16 protein-coding genes are annotated in these 15,758 nt (G+C 67.0%); 5 read left to right on the plus strand and 11 right to left on the minus strand.

Annotation, left to right across the window (positions count from 1 at the left end):
• The first annotated feature begins 8 nt into the window (after positions 1 to 8).
• Positions 9 to 986, plus strand: coding sequence for an SCO2521 family protein (locus VMT40_RS06445; protein WP_326356994.1), 978 nt, complete (start codon positions 9 to 11; stop codon positions 984 to 986).
• A 21-nt stretch (positions 987 to 1,007) separates the two neighbouring features.
• Here VMT40_RS06445 and VMT40_RS06450 read toward each other — a convergent pair whose 3' ends face one another.
• From VMT40_RS06450 to VMT40_RS06460, 3 genes are all read right to left on the minus strand, one after another.
• On the minus strand, positions 1,008 to 1,820 hold the full coding sequence (locus VMT40_RS06450) for a hypothetical protein (protein WP_326356996.1): 813 nt from the start codon (positions 1,818 to 1,820) through the stop codon (positions 1,008 to 1,010).
• 50 nt (positions 1,821 to 1,870) lie between these two features.
• Entirely contained in the window at positions 1,871 to 2,341 is a 471-nt protein-coding gene (locus tag VMT40_RS06455) for a GNAT family N-acetyltransferase (RefSeq protein WP_326356997.1), read from the minus strand.
• 378 nt (positions 2,342 to 2,719) lie between these two features.
• Positions 2,720 to 2,923 (minus strand): hypothetical protein, encoded by a 204-nt coding sequence (locus VMT40_RS06460; RefSeq protein ID WP_326312809.1) that lies wholly within the window; start codon positions 2,921 to 2,923, stop codon positions 2,720 to 2,722.
• Between the two features lie 276 nt (positions 2,924 to 3,199).
• Between VMT40_RS06460 and VMT40_RS06465 the strand changes: the two genes are divergently transcribed.
• Entirely contained in the window at positions 3,200 to 4,087 is an 888-nt protein-coding gene (locus VMT40_RS06465; RefSeq protein ID WP_442789913.1) for a helix-turn-helix domain-containing protein, read from the plus strand.
• Complete coding sequence (locus VMT40_RS06470; RefSeq protein ID WP_326356999.1) at positions 4,084 to 4,287, plus strand: DUF397 domain-containing protein; 204 nt, start codon at positions 4,084 to 4,086, stop codon at positions 4,285 to 4,287. The genes VMT40_RS06465 and VMT40_RS06470 overlap by 4 nt, the downstream gene beginning before the upstream one ends.
• A gap of 46 nt (positions 4,288 to 4,333) precedes the next feature.
• Here the strand turns inward: VMT40_RS06470 and VMT40_RS06475 are convergent, their stop codons facing one another.
• The 4 genes from VMT40_RS06475 to VMT40_RS06490 all read right to left on the minus strand — a co-directional run bounded on the left by VMT40_RS06475 (position 4,334) and on the right by VMT40_RS06490 (position 8,167).
• The gene (locus tag VMT40_RS06475) at positions 4,334 to 4,531 is read right to left on the minus strand and encodes a hypothetical protein (protein ID WP_326312812.1); all 198 of its coding nucleotides are present in this window, start codon (positions 4,529 to 4,531) and stop codon (positions 4,334 to 4,336) included.
• Between the two features lie 78 nt (positions 4,532 to 4,609).
• Positions 4,610 to 5,356 (minus strand): succinate dehydrogenase/fumarate reductase iron-sulfur subunit, encoded by a 747-nt coding sequence (locus VMT40_RS06480; protein WP_326357000.1) that lies wholly within the window; start codon positions 5,354 to 5,356, stop codon positions 4,610 to 4,612.
• 2 nt (positions 5,357 to 5,358) lie between these two features.
• The gene (locus VMT40_RS06485; RefSeq protein ID WP_326357001.1) at positions 5,359 to 7,290 is read right to left on the minus strand and encodes a fumarate reductase/succinate dehydrogenase flavoprotein subunit; all 1,932 of its coding nucleotides are present in this window, start codon (positions 7,288 to 7,290) and stop codon (positions 5,359 to 5,361) included.
• A gap of 46 nt (positions 7,291 to 7,336) precedes the next feature.
• Positions 7,337 to 8,167: a hypothetical protein gene (locus tag VMT40_RS06490; protein WP_326312815.1), complete on the minus strand. Its 831-nt coding sequence runs from the start codon at positions 8,165 to 8,167 to the stop codon at positions 7,337 to 7,339.
• 364 nt (positions 8,168 to 8,531) lie between these two features.
• On the opposite strand from VMT40_RS06490, the gene VMT40_RS06495 reads away from it, so the two are divergent.
• Positions 8,532 to 9,851, plus strand: coding sequence for an acetyl-CoA acetyltransferase (locus VMT40_RS06495; protein WP_326357002.1), 1,320 nt, complete (start codon positions 8,532 to 8,534; stop codon positions 9,849 to 9,851).
• Between the two features lie 136 nt (positions 9,852 to 9,987).
• Here VMT40_RS06495 and VMT40_RS06500 read toward each other — a convergent pair whose 3' ends face one another.
• The 4 genes from VMT40_RS06500 to VMT40_RS06515 all read right to left on the minus strand — a co-directional run bounded on the left by VMT40_RS06500 (position 9,988) and on the right by VMT40_RS06515 (position 15,094).
• Entirely contained in the window at positions 9,988 to 10,275 is a 288-nt protein-coding gene (locus VMT40_RS06500) for a hypothetical protein (protein WP_326312817.1), read from the minus strand.
• Positions 10,276 to 10,457: 182 nt separating this feature from the next.
• On the minus strand, positions 10,458 to 11,468 hold the full coding sequence (locus tag VMT40_RS06505; protein WP_326357003.1) for an alpha/beta fold hydrolase: 1,011 nt from the start codon (positions 11,466 to 11,468) through the stop codon (positions 10,458 to 10,460).
• Positions 11,469 to 11,826: 358 nt separating this feature from the next.
• Positions 11,827 to 13,782 (minus strand): acyl-CoA dehydrogenase family protein, encoded by a 1,956-nt coding sequence (locus VMT40_RS06510; RefSeq protein ID WP_326357005.1) that lies wholly within the window; start codon positions 13,780 to 13,782, stop codon positions 11,827 to 11,829.
• Between the two features lie 127 nt (positions 13,783 to 13,909).
• Positions 13,910 to 15,094, minus strand: a complete 1,185-nt coding sequence (locus VMT40_RS06515) for an ATP-binding protein (RefSeq protein WP_326357006.1) — start codon at positions 15,092 to 15,094, stop codon at positions 13,910 to 13,912.
• A gap of 165 nt (positions 15,095 to 15,259) precedes the next feature.
• On the opposite strand from VMT40_RS06515, the gene VMT40_RS06520 reads away from it, so the two are divergent.
• Positions 15,260 to 15,511 carry a hypothetical protein gene (locus VMT40_RS06520; RefSeq protein WP_326357007.1) on the plus strand — a complete coding sequence of 84 codons (252 nt, stop codon included), beginning with the start codon at positions 15,260 to 15,262 and terminating at the stop codon, positions 15,509 to 15,511.
• Positions 15,512 to 15,758: the final 247 nt, after the last annotated feature.

Raw genomic sequence — 15,758 nt, forward strand, 5'->3', positions numbered from 1 at the left:
GCGCGCGCATGAGCGATCCGCTGGTGCTGTTGGGGGAGGTACGCACGGCACTGCTGCCGAACTCGGGGGCGCTGGCGGCGCGCGAGGCGTCGGCATTGTTGTCACTGCTGCCGGGGCAGCGCGTGTTGATGCGGGAACGCCCACTCGCACTGGCGATTTCGCCGAGCTCCGCGGTCGGCGTGGACTGTCGGCTGGCGTCGACCAAGGAGACGCGGGCCATCGGGACGGTGGCGGCGCACGCGGTGCTGGTCGGTGGCCGGGTGGCGCAGAGTTCGGCCTGCTCGACGGTGGTGCGGGCGCCGGACAAGAATCGGCGGCCGTGGTCGCATTATCTGACCCAGGTCGGGACGGTGGAGGTGTGGCACCGGATCACCGAGGACGCCCCGGCCGCGGTGGATCTCACCGAGGGCTTCCTCGGCGGCTCCAGTGCCACCACCCTGGATCTGGGTTCGATCAGCGATCGGCTGCTCACCCGGGTGCGCACCGATCGACGGCTGGATCAGGATCCGCCCGTGCGATCCAGCGCGACCCGATTGCGATGGGCCGCGCGGGTCGCGCCGCCGCTCGGGGGCAGCGTGCGCGAACGCGCCCACCTGTCCTTCCGGCTGGAGGACGAGACCACCCGCTCGGTGCAGATCATTGTGCCGTCGATCCGGGAGCTGGGTTTCGTGCAGCGCTTCTGCGAGGATCTGGCAGTCCACGACTGGCTGCTGTCGGTGCTCGGCGCGGCGCTGTCCGAGGCCGATCGCCCCATGCCCGAACGGGATTCGACCGCGCAGCTGGCCCCGCTGCTCGAGCAGCTGGTGCACCTGTGGATGCCCGGCGCGCACACCCCGCCCAAACTGCGCGACCTGTGGACCCGGCTGGAATCCGATCCCGGCTTCACCCGGCAGTGGACGGCCCAGGTGGGTCAGCTGCGCGACCGCCTGGCGGTGGCGACCCTGGAGGCCCTGCGCAGCTCCAAGATCAGCACCATCCAGTGGTGACGCCGTGCGTTCGACCGGGAGCTACAGCCGGAACCAGCGGCGCACCAGCAGGGCGAAGAACACCGACATGGTGACCGCGCCCAGATAGCTCTCGACCACGAAGATCGCGCGCCCGCCCACCCGGAGGTTGGTGGTATCGCCGACGCCCAGGGGATTCAGATAGTTCATCAGCACCTGGAAGACGGTGACGGCGGGCGGCTGGTCCGCCCGCAGCAGCACGGCCAGGACGAAGACCAGCAGCTGGCAGGCCACGAACCACAGCATGCGGAAGGGCCGATACCCGTAGCCGCAGATCAGGTCCGGCACCAGCCCGCCGACGCGCTTCCAGCCCACCGGCTGCGCCAGCCGCCGCGCCCGCGCCAGGGCCAGACCGCACCGGTCCTCGGCGTCGGTGTCCTCGTCGATGCGGTACAGGCTGCCCGCGCGGCGGTAGGCCAGCGCGGCGTGCGCGGGCAGTCCGGCCTGGACCAGCGGCGGACCCACGCGCTCGTACGCCTCGGCCAGCAGCCGATTCTGGGTGCGGCTCAGGCGCAAGGGGCCCCGGAACTCGACCTCGGCGGCGATCAGCGCGGTCAGCAGGACGGTGACCGGCAGGGCCTGCGGGGACGCGGTGGCGGTGTGCTCCAGCACCGGTGCGTAGAGGTGGGTGAAGACGAGACTGTCTCCGGCCCTGCGGATTCCGGGCGGATCGTAGGTGGCCACCACCGCCTCGGTGTGGCGGGTGAACAGATCCAGCAGCGGCTGTTCGGTGGCGCGGCGGCGCAGGCCGTGCGGCTGCTCGAGAAACTCGGTGACGCTCTCGGCGTAGGTGGCGGCGTGCCGTTCGATACGCATGCTCATGTCCGCCACGAATGGCGAAGAGGGAGCGCTTTTCTCGAGCATGATCAATGGTAGATCTTGTGCACCAGGACATCTCGGGGCTCGTCGGCCCCGAAGTAGGTCGCCTCGTGGCTGGCCCAGACGAAGCCGACCTCCTTGTAGAGGTGGTAGGCCGTGCGATTGGCAGGCTTCACGGTCACGAAGACCTGGTCCGCGCGGGCGCGACGGCATTGGTCCAGGGCGGCTTCCAACAGCGCCCGACCGTAACCCTGGCCCCGGCAGTCGGCGGCCACGGCAAACCCGAGGAACCACGCCGCACCTTCGCCGCCGATGGCGGTGAGGACGTAGCCGCACACCTCCCCCGCCTCTTCAGCAACCGTCCAGTTTGCTCCGTGCAGCTCGAATAGTTGGCGGAGTACGAAATACGGATACGCGAGGTGTGCGAACTCGGACACCTCGAGCGAATGAATGGCGTCCAGATCCGCCAGCGACGCGGTCCGGCACACCGGAACATACGGCTGTTCGAAGGCCAACAACGGTGTTCCCCTTCACCCCTGGGCACGCCGCGGGTTCGGGCGGAACGCGCGGTGGATTCCAGGGTAGGCGTCGCACCGGATCTTGGGTGCGGTTCGGCCGCCCGCCGTCTGTGGAGCGGGCGGGCCGAACCGCGCTGCAGCACCGCGATGGGGACTGCGCCACCGTTCCCGGAGGTTAGGCGCGGGGCGTTCGAAAGCGCTGTGCGGCAGCGTTTATCGCGGCCGGGGGCCTTCCCCGGTACGTCCCGGGCCGCGAAGTCTGAATTGTCCGTTGCTGTGTGGTTCCGAGGTGACGGCGCAGGGCGGCGCGGGTGTCCAGGGCCAGCCACAGCAGGCAGTGAACCAACCGGTCGGAACGGGTTGGGGCGGAATGGGCGGTCATGGGAGGGCGCGCTCGTCGAGCACGCACCGGCCCTCCTCGACCAGGATGGCCCTGGCGCGCCTGCGCACCTTGCAGGTTGCCACGGTGCAATCGAGGTGCAATTGCATTGCGGCATGGGCTTGTTCGACGGACATCACACCCGGATCACGGCGGCAGCGCGACAGACCGGCGATGTGCATATTGAGGGACGTCAGTTGCATGTCCAGACCACTCCAGTTCCCACTAGTTCCTGAAGTGCCCGGAGACTCAGGAAAGGAAAGGGGCCTAGCTACGCGCTCCGGGCACACATCTAGCACACCACGAGCAGACGCCAGGCGGGCGAATTTCGAGAAGGAGAACGCAAAATTGCGCGAATTCCCAGCAGCGAATCCACCTGGGGGAGGACGATTCTCCATAGTGGACGAGGCCCTCGCCGCTGAGCAGCCCCGATTCACGCCAACCCCGATCCATGCCCGCGACCGCGAATGGAGCGTGTTGTGTCCGAAGGTCCCGCGTCATCCACCCTGCCTCGCCGCCAACTCGGCCGTTATCTGCGCGACTGGCGCATCCAGGCGGGTCTCACCATCGCCGAAGCCGCCAAGCTGATGGAGTGGGGTGCGAGCACCTTACAACGCTTGGAAAAGGGCAATGCCGATCGCATCCGGACCATCGACATCCAGGCGCTGTGCCGGATCTACGGCATCCCCGCCGAAATCGCCGAGGGCCTCAAGGGTTTGGCGCAGCAGGCGGCGGTGAAGAGTTGGTGGCACTCCTACGGCGATCTGATTCCGGAGAACTTCGACGTCTACGTGGGCCTGGAGGCATCCGCGCAGCAGTTGTCGTGCTACCAATCGGAATTGGTGCCCGGTCTGCTCCAGACCGCCGAGTACGCAAGGGCTCTGAACCGCCTCGGCTATCCGGAGGAGACCGCCGCGGAGGTCGATCGTCGCGTTCAACTGCGCATGCAGCGCCAGGCCATGATCACCCGCCCGCTGCGCCCCGCGAACATCGCCATGGTGTTGCACGAATCGGTATTGCGCCGCCTGGTGGGAGGTGCAAGGGTGATGGCGGCGCAGGTGCGGCACTTGGCGGAATTGAGCACCCGGACCAATGTCGCCTTGCGTATCCTGCCCTTCGCAGCCGGTGTCCCCCTGGGACTTTCGACCGGCCCGTTCGTGATTCTGGAGTTCGGAACCGACAGCAAGGGGCAGCCGGTCGAGCCCCCGGTGGTCTATGTGGAGGGGTTCACCGGCGATCTGTATCTCGAAAGACAGGGCGACGTTCAGCGGTACCGCCGGGCGCTGGCCGGGTTGGAACGCTGCGCGCTGGACGTCCAGGACAGCAGAAACCTGCTGCGGCAGGTGGCGAAGGAGTATTCGGCATGAGTGTGGATCTTTCCGGGGCCCGCTGGTTCAAGAGCAGTCGCAGCGGGGCCGGTAAGGAATGCGTCGAGGTGGCCTGGCTGGCCGCGGGCCGGGTCGGCGTGCGCGACAGCAAGAATCCCGCGGGCCCGGCGCTGGTATTCGGCGCGGCGGAATGGCGCTCGTTCACCGCGGGTATCGAAAGTGGTGTTTTCGACTTGTGATTCGCTGATCGAGGGTTCACGGGCCCCGATCCCGTGAACCCTCGCGTCATAGGATTGCGACGACGCCCAGGGCGACCGCGGCCACGAGCACGCCGATCGCCAGTGCGGGCATCAATGCGCCGGTAAGTACGTATACGCCCATCGCCGATACCGCGAAGAGCATCCCCACGATCAGCCGTTCGACCCAGTCATCGGGACCCATTTTCCGGTACCGGGGACGAGCATTTCTCAGTCCACGGTCCACGAATAGTTGGATACCCATGCTTAGCCGCGGCAAACGTGCTTCCGTTGCACAATCGTCGCGGTGTCGTGATCTACCCGGCTAACGGCGGAAAAGCTTGTTGCCGAGCCACACTACGGGGTCGTATTTGCGGTCCACCACGCGTTCTTTCATGGGAATCAACGCATTGTCGGTGATCTTGATGTGCTCCGGGCAAACCTCCGTACAACACTTCGTGATGTTGCACAGGCCCAGGCCCGCGTTCTCCTGCGCCAGATCACGGCGGTCGGCCACATCGAGGGGATGCATTTCGAGTTCCGCGATGCGCATCAGGTAGCGCGGACCCGAGAATGCGTGCTTGTTGTCCTCGTGATCGCGCACCACATGGCAGGTGTTCTGGCACAGGAAGCATTCGATGCACTTGCGGAATTCCTGCGACCGTTCCACATCGGCCTGCGCCATCCGGTAGTCGCCCGGTTTCAGATCCACCGGCGGGGTGAAAGACGGGACTTCGCGCGCCTTTTGGTAGTTGAAGGACACATCGGTGACCAGGTCGCGAATAACGGGGAAGGTGCGCATGGGCGTCACCGTCACCACCTCGTCCTGGGTGAAGGTCGACATGCGCGTCATGCACAGCAGTCGCGGCCGCCCGTTCACCTCCGCCGAGCACGAACCGCACTTGCCCGCCTTGCAGTTCCAGCGCACCGCCAGATCCGGCGCCTGGGTGGCCTGCAGCCGGTGGATGATGTCGAGCACCACCTCGCCCTCGTTCACCAGCACGGTGAAGTCCTGCAGGCCGCCGCCCTCGGTGTCGCCGCGCCACACCTTGAACTTCGCCTCGTAACCCATGGCTATTCCGCCTTTCCGGCGTCGTCCCGCAGCGCTGCGAGATCCGCGGAGGTGTAGTACTTTTCGAGCTCCGCCAGGTCGAACAGGCGGAGCAGATCGGTGCGCATGGGCACCTGGGCCTGCGGGGTGACCGTGACGGCGGGCACCGAGAAGCCCACCTCGTCCGGGTCGACGGTGCAGACCAGCAGCTTGTTGCGCCAGGCCGGATCCATGCCCGGATGGTCGTCGCGGGTGTGCCCGCCGCGGCTCTCGGTGCGCAACAGTGCGGCCTGGGCGACGCATTCGCTGATCAGCAGCATATTGCGCAGATCGAGGGCCAGGTGCCAGCCCGGATTGAACTGCCGATGCCCCTCGACGGTGACGTGGTCGTAGCGGTCGCGCAGTTCGGCGAGCTTCTCGATGGCCTGCTTCAGCTCGTGTTCCTTGCGAATGATGCCGACCAGATCGTTCATGGTCTGCTGCAGGTCCATGTGCAGCGTGTACGGATTCTCGCCCGGACCGCCCTCGCTCGGCGGATCGAACGGTGTCACAGCCGCTTTCGCGGCCGCGGCGAGATCGGTGTCGGAGATCTTGGGCCGGGCCGCCAGATTCTCCACATAGGTGGCCGCACCGAGTCCGGCGCGGCGGCCGAACACCAGCAGATCCGACAGCGAGTTGCCGCCCAGCCGGTTGGACCCGTGCAGGCCGCCCGCGCACTCACCGGCCGCGAACAGCCCGGGCACGGTGGCCGCCTGGCTGTCCGGGTCGACCTCGATGCCGCCCATGACGTAGTGGCAGGTAGGACCCACCTCCATGGGTTCCTTCGTAATGTCCACGTCCGCCAGCTCTTTGAACTGGTGGTGCATGGACGGCAGCCGCTTGACGATCTGATCGGCGGGCAGGCGCGAGGCGATATCCAGGTACACGCCGCCGTGCTCGGTGCCGCGCCCCGCCTTCACCTCCTCATTGATGGCGCGCGCCACCTCGTCGCGCGGCAGCAGATCCGGTGTGCGCCGGGCGGAATCGTTGTCCTTCAGCCACTGATCCGCCTCTTCGATGGTCTCGGCGTACTGGCCCTTGAACACCGGCGGGATGTAGTCGAACATGAAGCGCTTGCCCTCGGAGTTCTTGAGCACTCCGCCGTCACCGCGCACGCCCTCGGTGACCAGAATGCCCTTGACCGACGGCGGCCAGACCATGCCGGTCGGATGGAACTGCAGGAACTCCATATTGATCAGCGACGCCCCGGCCCGCAGCGCGAGCGCGTGCCCGTCGCCGGTGTACTCCCAGGAGTTCGAGGTCACCTTGTAGGACTTGCCGACACCGCCGGTGGCGATGACCACCGCGGGGGTCTCGAAGAGGATGAAGCGCCCCGATTCCCGCCAGTACCCGAAGGCCCCGGCGATCCGGTCGCCGTCCTTGAGCAGTTCGGTGATGGTGCATTCGGCGAAGATCTTGATCCGCGCCTCGTAGTCACCGGTCTGCGCGAAGTCCTCCTGCTGCAGCGAGACGATCTTCTGCTGCATGGTGCGGATGATCTCGAGCCCGGTGCGGTCGCCCACGTGCGCGAGCCGCGGGTAGGTGTGGCCGCCGAAGTTGCGCTGGCTGATGCGGCCGTCCTTGGTCCGATCGAACAGCGCCCCATAGGTTTCCAGCTCCCACACCCGGTCGGGAGCCTCCTGGGCGTGCAGCTCGGCCATGCGCCAGTTGTTGAGGAACTTGCCACCGCGCATGGTGTCCTTGAAATGGGTCTGCCAGCTGTCCTTGGAGTTGGCATTGCCCATGGCGGCCGCGCAGCCGCCCTCGGCCATGACGGTGTGCGCCTTGCCGAACAGGGACTTGCAGACCACCGCCACCGACAGGCCGTGTTCCCGGGCCTCGATGACCGCACGCAGACCGGCGCCACCGGCACCGATCACGACGACGTCGTACTTGTGCCGCTCGACTTCAGGCATGGAACCGAATACTCCTGGGAGAGAAGAGGATTGGAAGCTTGGGTGCTCAGCCGATGAGGCGCGGGTCGCTGATCGTCCCGCTCGCGACGAGCATCACGTAGAAATCGGTGAGCACCAGCGTGCCCAGCGTGGTCCAGGCCAGCTGCATGTGCCGGGTGTTCAGCTTGGACACCACCGTCCAGAACCGGTACCGCACCGGATGCTGCGAGAAGTGCTTGAGCCGCCCGCCCGCGATGTGGCGGCAGGAGTGGCACGAGAGCGTGTATGCCCACAGCAGCAAGGCGTTTCCGGTGATGATCACCGTGCCCAGGCCGATCCCGAAGCCGCCCGGCGCGTGGAAGGAGATGACCGCGTCATAGGTGTTGATCACCGAGATGATGACCGCGACGTAGAAGAAGTAGCGGTGCGCGTTCTGGATGATCAGCGGAAGCCGGGTCTCCCCCGTGTATTTCGCGTGCGGCTCGGCCACCGCGCAGGCGGGCGGCGACATCCACACCGACCGGTAGTAGGCCTTGCGGTAGTAGTAGCAGGTGAGCCGGAACAGCAGCAGGAACGGCAGCACCAGGAAGCCCAGCGGAATCCACATGGGCAGGTGGCCGATCGGCGTGCCGAAGTGGCTGGAGCCCTCGACGCACGAGGCGCTCAGGCACGGCGAATAGAACGGTGTCAGATAGTGGAAGTCCGACACCCAATACGCGGTGCGCACAAAGGATCTGATGGTCGCGTAGATGACGAACGCCGCGAGCCCGAGCACCGTCATGAGCGGCGGCAGCCACCACTGATCGGTGCGGAGCGTGCGTGCCGCGATGGCGGCGCGACCCCGACTGAAAACCCCGGTTGTGCTCGATTCGGAAACCTTGACTGGTGCGGCGCTCAACGCTGGATGCCTCGCTGCTCTACCCCGTGGAACGTCATCGTTACCTCCGGCATCGAATGTGATGGTGAGCACCCTACGACAGCGGCGCTATCACTCGAGCTGGCAACAGCTATTTCGTGACCCAGTGATTTGCGCCACATTTCCTGCGGTGACCAGCGATTCGTTTGCTTAGTGAACAAACGGCAATCTCGCGAACTTCACGGCGTGTCAGAAAGATTCGGATTTCGGACATTGTGGCGGGCGGCGGACCGGCTTTTGGCGGTTACACACCGTCACACGGCAGCAACAACCGTATGGTGGCCTGTCCCCTGGGCTGGACAAATCCGACAAGGGGACCGGCGATGAGGTTCGAAGGGAGCCGGTGATGAGACGAGCGGCGATCGTCATGCCGATGCGGACGCCACTGGGTCGCACGGGTGGAGCGCTCGCGGCGGTGCCGCCGGATCGGCTGATAGCCACGGTGTTATCGGCGGTACTCGGACGGGCCGGGCTGGACCCGCGGCGGGTCGAGCAGCTCGTCACGGCGACCCCCGACGCCGAGGCCGTGCTCGCCGCGGCGACCGCGGTCGGATTGCCTTCCGAGGTCGGCGATTTCGCGATCGGCGACGGTCCCGGCGCCGGACTGCGCGCCCTGATCACCGCGTCCATGCTGGTGCACACCGGCGCGGCCGACGTGGTCCTCGCGGTCGGCGCTGAATACACGAGTGTTCCGGCATACGCGGGTGCCCCGGCCGAATCCATGGCGCAACCGCCCAGCGCACCGCGCCCCACCGCGCCGCCCCGCGGCGCGGACGACACCGAACCGACCACCGACGAGCAGATCGCGATCTGGGCGGCCACCGAACCGCAACGCGGACAGGCGGATTCGCTGCGCGCCGAACGGCTCGCCCACGACCACGGTCTGACCCGCGGCGCGGCCGACGATTTCGCCGCCGCCAGTCACCGCCGCGCCGCCCGCGCGCACCGGCAGGGCATCTTCGGTACGGAGATCGCGCCCGTGGTGGTGTGCGCCGATCCGCACGATCCGGATTCGGCGGTCGTGCAATTGGTGGACCGCGACGAGGGCCTGCGCGACGACGTGTCCGCCCGCGCCTTCGCCGCCCTCGCCCCCTTTCTGCCGAACGGCGTCACCACCGCCGCCAACAGCAGTACTCCCGGTCTCGCCGCCAGTGCCTGCCTGGTCGTGGCCGAAGATCGACTGGTGGATCTGGGTCTGGAACCCCTGGGCTACCTGGTGGATTGGGCCTCCGCGGCCGCCCCCGCCGACGCGCCGATTCCTGCCACCACGCCCGCCGTCTCGAAGACGCTGTGGCGCAGTGGATTCCAGCTCGCGGACCTGGAGCTGCTGGAGGTGGAGGAGACCTCCGCGATCGACGTGCTGGCCCTCACCCGCTCGCTGGGCCTGCCGGATTACGACCCGGATCTGGTGAATGTGCACGGCGGTGCGATCGCGCTGGGCGATCCGGGCGGTGCCGCGGGCCTGCGCATGATCACCACCATGCTGCACGAATTGTCCCGCCGCGACGGCGGTCTCGGCCTGGCCGTCAGCGCCACGGGAGCGGGCGGCGCGGTGGCCGCCCTCTTCGAATCCCCCAACCTGGAACCGGTCGCCCAAGCCCCCCTGGGCGCTCGCTTCCGCGGCGCGGGCAGCCGCCGCCCCGGGCGGGGACGACACCGGCACTGAAGAGCTGGGAGAGCACACGGGAATCTGCCGGGTCACGCGCGCTGGTCGCGGCGACATTGCCGCTGGAACCAGAGCGGTCGTAATCCGTGCGGGGTTCGGGGCAGCGCCCCGGGAGAGTTACGAGAGTTGTTTTCCCTTACTTGGTGCGGGGGCGGCTGTGGAAGCCGAGGCCCTCGTCCTGCGCACCCATCCACGCCGCCTCGTCGTGCTTGGCGTCGGGGACGTAGATGATCTCCTGCTTGGCCGCCGGGGTTTCCGGGGGTGGGGCCTGCTCGAACTCGTCGGCGTCGATGACGAGCCTTTCCAGATCGTTCTCCAGGCGGCGTACCGTGCCCGCGTCTCCGTAGTGGGAACGCAATGCGCTGACGCACTGCCGGAGCTGGCCGACCGCGTAGCGGAGTTCAGCAATTTCGCTGCGTGTCATCGAAACCCTCCTCGAGCCGTGTGACAGACCACACATCGTGATCTACAACACAGTACGTGATCATGTGCGATCCGTCTTGTTCGGAAGACATATTCACAGGTCAGAGGCCTGTCATCCGGACCGGAATCGGGCCGGATTGCGTTTCAGATGCTCGAATTGTCCCCCTGCCGAGCAGCTCCCGGCTACCCCGCGATGGCGTACTCGGGCCCGCAATCCGGCCCGCACTCGGGGTCCTCGGTGCGTGTCGCCGCGGTGTCGTCGGTGCGGCCCGCCGCGATGGCGCGGGCGACCAATGCCACCACCGCCGCGGCCACCTCCTCGGCGCGTTCGAGGATCACGCTGTGCCCGGCACCGTCCAGCCGCACCAGCTCGGCGTCGTCGACCTGCGAGGCCAGCACCACCGAATGCGCGAACGGAATCATGATGTCGGCCGATCCGGCCAGCACCAGCACCGGAATCATGCCCAGCCGGTGCAGGGTGGCCGATTCGTCGAAGCGCATGAGCGATTCCAGGAAGCTGGCCATGGTCAGCAGCGAGGTGTCGTTGAGCATGGCCGTCGCCACCGCCAGCATGCGCGGGCTCACCTTGCGGGTGCCCAGGGTGGCGTCGCGCATGATGGGCTCGAAGATGCGGCGCGACAGGTGTTTCGAGGCCTGCATGGCCCGCGGCGCGCGCCGCACCGCCACCCGCAGCGAGCTCACCGCGGGCGCGCTCAGCAGCCGACCCAGCCCCACCCGGGTCACCCCGCTGGCGGCGCTCGAGAGCAGCCCGATGCCGACCACGCGGGTCCCGATGGTTTCCGGGTACAGCCGCGCGTAGGCAAGCACCGTCATGGCGCCCATCGAATGCCCCACCAGCACAACGGGTCCGGTCGGCACCACGGCCCGCAGCACGGCGTCCAGGTCCCGCGCCAACTGTTCGATGGTGTAGGTGGACGGGTCGGCCGCGCCCGAATCCCCGTGTCCGCGATGGTCGTAGAACACCATGTGGGTGTCGTCGCCCCAGGTCCGCAACAGATGCCCGCGCATGAACGCCCACGACTCGGCCCGCAGACAGTGCCCGTGGACGAAGACCACGGTGACCGGAGCATCGGCCGCCCCGAACTCGCGGACCGCGAGTGGCACGCCGTCATCGGCGGAGACGGTGATGTGGCGGCCGTCGAAATCGGCGGCGCGGGTGTCGATCGTGGACATGACGGCCTCCCGAAGAGTGCGCCTTCTTGCCCGGTTGTCGATAGAGATAGCCAGCGCGTTAACCCCCCACACCAGGCGTTATGCACAAGTTGTCCAACTGTCGCCGCCGATCTATGCAACCCTCTCGCCGGATCTACTCGACTCTCGGCAACTTGCTAGACCCGCATAGAGATCCCTGTCCACTCGTCCGGGCTCAGGTAGATCTATCTAGATCTAGTGAATTAACTAGATACCGGTAGAGATGGATACACGGCGGCCGAGCGGCCGCGATGGACACAAGAATCTGCCTCTATCTAGCCGAATGACTAGATAGAGGCAGATTTCTATCGCGATCAGCTTTCGCCCCGTACTGCTCCCGCTAGGTCGCGGCCCCCGTCCTGGTGGACGGCAGGAACGGCCGGAGCAGGTTCGCCTCCGTGGAGGGACCGAACTGCCATTCGGCGATCCACGGCCCGGTCCCCTCGCTCGGGTCGAGCGCCCCGGCCTCGACGAAGCGGTAGCGGCCGTCGAGCACACCGCGCGCCAGCTCGGTCCCGGCGTCATCGGTGTTGGACCACAGGGCATTGAAGAGGTTCTCCACCCGCAGCCGGGCCTGACGGCAGAAGACATCGGCCAGTTCCTCGGCGGCCACGCCGTCGGGATCGCCTGCCACGCGCAGGGATTGGGCGCGCACGCAGGCCGCGGCCATGGCGAACAGTTCCGCGCCGATATCGACGATGCGGCCGAGGAATCCCTGCTTGTACTCGAGCTTGGCCTGCCAGCGGGCCATGCCGTACATGAGCGCGCGGGCCTGCTTGCGCGACATCCGTTCGATGAACCGCATATGCCTTGCGAGCGGCCCGAATTCGCCGAAACTCACCGGAGCGCTGCCCGCGCCGACGGTCAACTGCGGGAACCACTTGCCGTAGAAGCCGCTCGCGCCGACGGCCGCCTTGGCCTTGTCCTTGAATTCGGCATTGCGGTCGACCAGCGCGCCCGCGGCGGTCATGTGGGCATCGGCCATCTCACGGGCGATGAGCAGCCGCATGATCTCGCTGGAGCCCTCGAAGATGCGGTTGATGCGCAGATCGCGCACCAATTGCTCGGCCCCGACCGCTCTTTCGCCGCGCGCCTGCAGGGACGCGGCGGTCTCGTAGCCGCGCCCGCCGCGGATCTGCACCAGTTCGTCGGCGATATCGCAGGCCTGCTCGGAGGCCCACAGCTTGGCCAGGGCGGCCTCGATGCGAATGTCGTTGCGGTTCTCGTCGCACATGGTGGCCGACAGATCCAGCACCGACTCCAGCGCGAACGTGGTCGCGGCGATGTAGGCGATCTTCGCGCCGACCGCGGCGTGCTCACCGACCGGGCGACCCCACTGCACGCGGGTGGACGACCATTCCCGCGCGATCTTCAGCGACCACTTGGCCGCCGCGGTGCACATGGCCGGAATCGCGAGGCGTCCGGCGTTCAGCGTGGTGAGCGCGATCTTGAGCCCGTCACCCTCGCGCCCCACCAGATTCCGTTTGGGGACACGGACATTGTGCATGCGGGTGACACCGTTCTCGATGCCGCGCAGACCCATGAAGGCATTGCGCCGCTCCACGGTGATGCCCGGGCTGTCGGCCTCCACGATGAAGGCGGAGATGCCGCCGCGGTGCCCCTCGCTCTTGGGCACGCGGGCCATCACCACGAGCAGTTCGGCCACCACGCCATTGGTGGTCCACAGCTTCACGCCATTGATCTCGTAGGCCTCGCCGTCGGCGGTCGGGGTGGCGGTGGAGGCCATGCGCGCCGGGTCCGAACCCACATCGGGCTCGGTCAGCAGGAAGGCGCTCACCGCGCCTTTGGCGCAGCGCGGCAGGAACTCTCGTTTCTGCTCGGGGGTGCCCGCCAGCTTGAGCGGCTCGGGCACGCCGATGGACTGGTGCGCCGAGAGCAGCACGCCGAGGCTGGCGTGCGCGGAGCCGACCAGCATGAGGGACTTGTTGTAGCCGACCTGGGACAGCCCGACGCCGCCGTATTCCTCGGGAATCTTGAGTCCGAAGCAGCCGAGTTCGGCCAGCCCGCGCACGTATTCGTCCGGAATCCGGCCCTCGGCCTCGATGCGCTGGCCGTCGATGGTCTCGCAGAACGCGCTCAGCCGCTTCAGATAGGCCTCGGTCTTGGCGGCGTCCGCGGCATCGGGGCGCGGGAACGGGTGGATGAGGTCGAGCCGGAACCGTCCGAGGAACATCTCCTTGGCGAAGGATGGCTTGGCCCACGTGGTTTCGCGGGACTCCTCGACCAATGCCCGGGCTTGTTCTTCGGTGGCGTCGACTTTGGCGTGAGTCGCCATGATGTCCTCCTCGACCGTGATGAGAATCACATTCGAGTGTAGGAGTCTTTGTTACCCACCGGTAGGGGCTGGCAAAGATCGAAAACGCTTGTCGGAGAACGATCTTGATGCAAGGGCTAATCTTTGGTTACTGCACGCTCCGCAGATATCGGCCGAAATGCGGGACGGTGAAACCGATGCTGCCGCGCTCGGCGGAGTAGATGAGTCCCTTCTTGATCAACCCATCTCGGGCCGGGGACAACGAGGCCGGTTTGCGGCCGAGCTCGGTGGCGACGGCCGACGTCGCCACCGGGCCGTCGTCGCCGGACAAATCGGCCATGGCGCGCATATATTCTCGCTCCGCCGGGGTCGCCCGTTCGTAGCGGGAGCCAAAGAAACCGACCGCCAGTTCCTCTTCGGCGGCGGGCGCGGCCACCGCCACATCCTCCGCGCTGATCGGACTCTGCGCGGCCGCGTCCCAGGTCGCCTTGCCGTAGGCCTGCACGAAATACGGGTAACCGTCGGCTTTTTTGTAGAGGGCGTCCAGGGCCTCCGCGCTGTACTTCACGTTCTCGCGATCGGCGGGCGCGATGAGGGCCTGGTCCGCCGACTCCCGATCCAGTCGGTCGATGCGGTGATAGGAGAACAGTCGCTCGGAGTAGCTCTTGGAGGCCGACAGCACCGCGGGCAGATGCGGCAACCCCGCCCCCACCACGATCAAAGGCGCGGCGTCCTGGCTCAATTCGTGGCAGGCCCCGCAGATCGCCGAGATGTCGGCCGCCCCGAGATCCTGCATCTCGTCGATGAAGATCGCGATGCCGATGCCGATATCGCGCACCAGCGCCGCCGCCTCCATGAGCAGCTCCACCAGATCGATCTCGATATCCCCGGAGTCGGCCCGCCCGGTCACCGCGGGTACGTCGATGCCCGGGTTCCAGCGGTCGCGCATGCCCTTGTCGGCGGTGGAGCGCAGCGCGAAGGCCTTGAGAATCCCCAGGAAATCATCCACCTGCTCCGGATTGCGGTGCGCGACAGCGATGGAGCGCACCGCCATGTGCAGGGCGGAGGCCAGCGGTCGTCGCAATTCCTGCTCCGGGCGGGCCTCCAGCTTGCCGGTGCCCCAGCCGCGCGTGCGGGCGGCCGAGCGAAGCTGGTTGAGCAGCACGGTCTTTCCGACCCCGCGCAGGCCGGTGAGCATGACGCTGCGCTCCGGACGTCCCCGGGAGACCCGTTCCAGCACGATGTCGAAGGCGTCGAGTTGCTTGTCGCGGCCCGCGAGTTCGGGTGGCCGCTGCCCCGCGCCGGGCGCGTAGGGATTCCTGACGGGGTCCATGCCGCCCAACCGTAGCGCGGGAATCGCCGATTATCCGGGCATCTATCGACGGTGCTAGACGCAGCTATCGATTGGCATACGAGAGTGATCGAGTTGGTGCCCGTGGTGTCCGCGGGTGTCTCTACCCTTATGCCTGATTCGTTGGAATCCAGCGCAGGAGGGTTCATGTCGGAAGAAGCCGTACCCACCGTCGCGGAGGTGGTCGAATCCTGGAACGTGCCCGCAGACGCGATCGTCGCCGCGCGCATCCGCAACAACATTCTGGTGGCCATCGAGCGCGGGTACGACGATCCGCAGTTGGTGGCGGACCTCGCGGTGGGTCCGTTGGTGATGGCGCTGGGGCAGTTGGAGGTGGACCTCGCCGATGCTCGCCGCCGGATCGCCGAGCTCGAGCGAGTGGTGGAGGCGAAGGGTTGATAACGGCCGAGTCGATCACCTATACCAACTCGTGATCTGGGGCCCTATACACCGAATTGCCCCTTCAGCGGGGCGTTTTGGAAAAGGTGCGACACACCCCTCCCGTCGGGTGGACAACCGGCGGGGCTAGTCGTAATCTTCTCGTGACTTAGCGGAGTCTGTTGCTTCATCGGAGAGGCAGCCCGCGACGTTACAGCAGCAAGATCGGAGATGCGGCTCAGTGGGTAAGCACAGCTTGCAGCGGGAA

The organism is Nocardia sp. CDC160, assembly GCF_035818795.1.
Lineage (GTDB): Bacteria > Actinomycetota > Actinomycetes > Mycobacteriales > Mycobacteriaceae > Nocardia.

Excerpts from the sequence above, each read along its gene's own strand:
- VMT40_RS06515 (WP_326357006.1), bottom strand. The coding sequence starts at position 15,094 with ATGGACCCCGTCAGGAATCCCTACGCGCCCGGCGCGGGGCAGCGGCCA.
- VMT40_RS06450 (WP_326356996.1), bottom strand. The coding sequence starts at position 1,820 with ATGCGTATCGAACGGCACGCCGCCACCTACGCCGAGAGCGTCACCGAG.
- VMT40_RS06470 (WP_326356999.1), top strand. The coding sequence starts at position 4,084 with ATGAGTGTGGATCTTTCCGGGGCCCGCTGGTTCAAGAGCAGTCGCAGC.
- VMT40_RS06485 (WP_326357001.1), bottom strand. The coding sequence starts at position 7,290 with ATGCCTGAAGTCGAGCGGCACAAGTACGACGTCGTCGTGATCGGTGCC.
- VMT40_RS06505 (WP_326357003.1), bottom strand. The coding sequence starts at position 11,468 with ATGTCCACGATCGACACCCGCGCCGCCGATTTCGACGGCCGCCACATC.
- VMT40_RS06520 (WP_326357007.1), top strand. The coding sequence starts at position 15,260 with ATGTCGGAAGAAGCCGTACCCACCGTCGCGGAGGTGGTCGAATCCTGG.
- VMT40_RS06445 (WP_326356994.1), top strand. The coding sequence starts at position 9 with ATGAGCGATCCGCTGGTGCTGTTGGGGGAGGTACGCACGGCACTGCTG.
- VMT40_RS06500 (WP_326312817.1), bottom strand. The coding sequence starts at position 10,275 with ATGACACGCAGCGAAATTGCTGAACTCCGCTACGCGGTCGGCCAGCTC.
- VMT40_RS06510 (WP_326357005.1), bottom strand. The coding sequence starts at position 13,782 with ATGGCGACTCACGCCAAAGTCGACGCCACCGAAGAACAAGCCCGGGCA.
- VMT40_RS06495 (WP_326357002.1), top strand. The coding sequence starts at position 8,532 with ATGAGACGAGCGGCGATCGTCATGCCGATGCGGACGCCACTGGGTCGC.
- VMT40_RS06480 (WP_326357000.1), bottom strand. The coding sequence starts at position 5,356 with ATGGGTTACGAGGCGAAGTTCAAGGTGTGGCGCGGCGACACCGAGGGC.
- VMT40_RS06460 (WP_326312809.1), bottom strand. The coding sequence starts at position 2,923 with ATGCAACTGACGTCCCTCAATATGCACATCGCCGGTCTGTCGCGCTGC.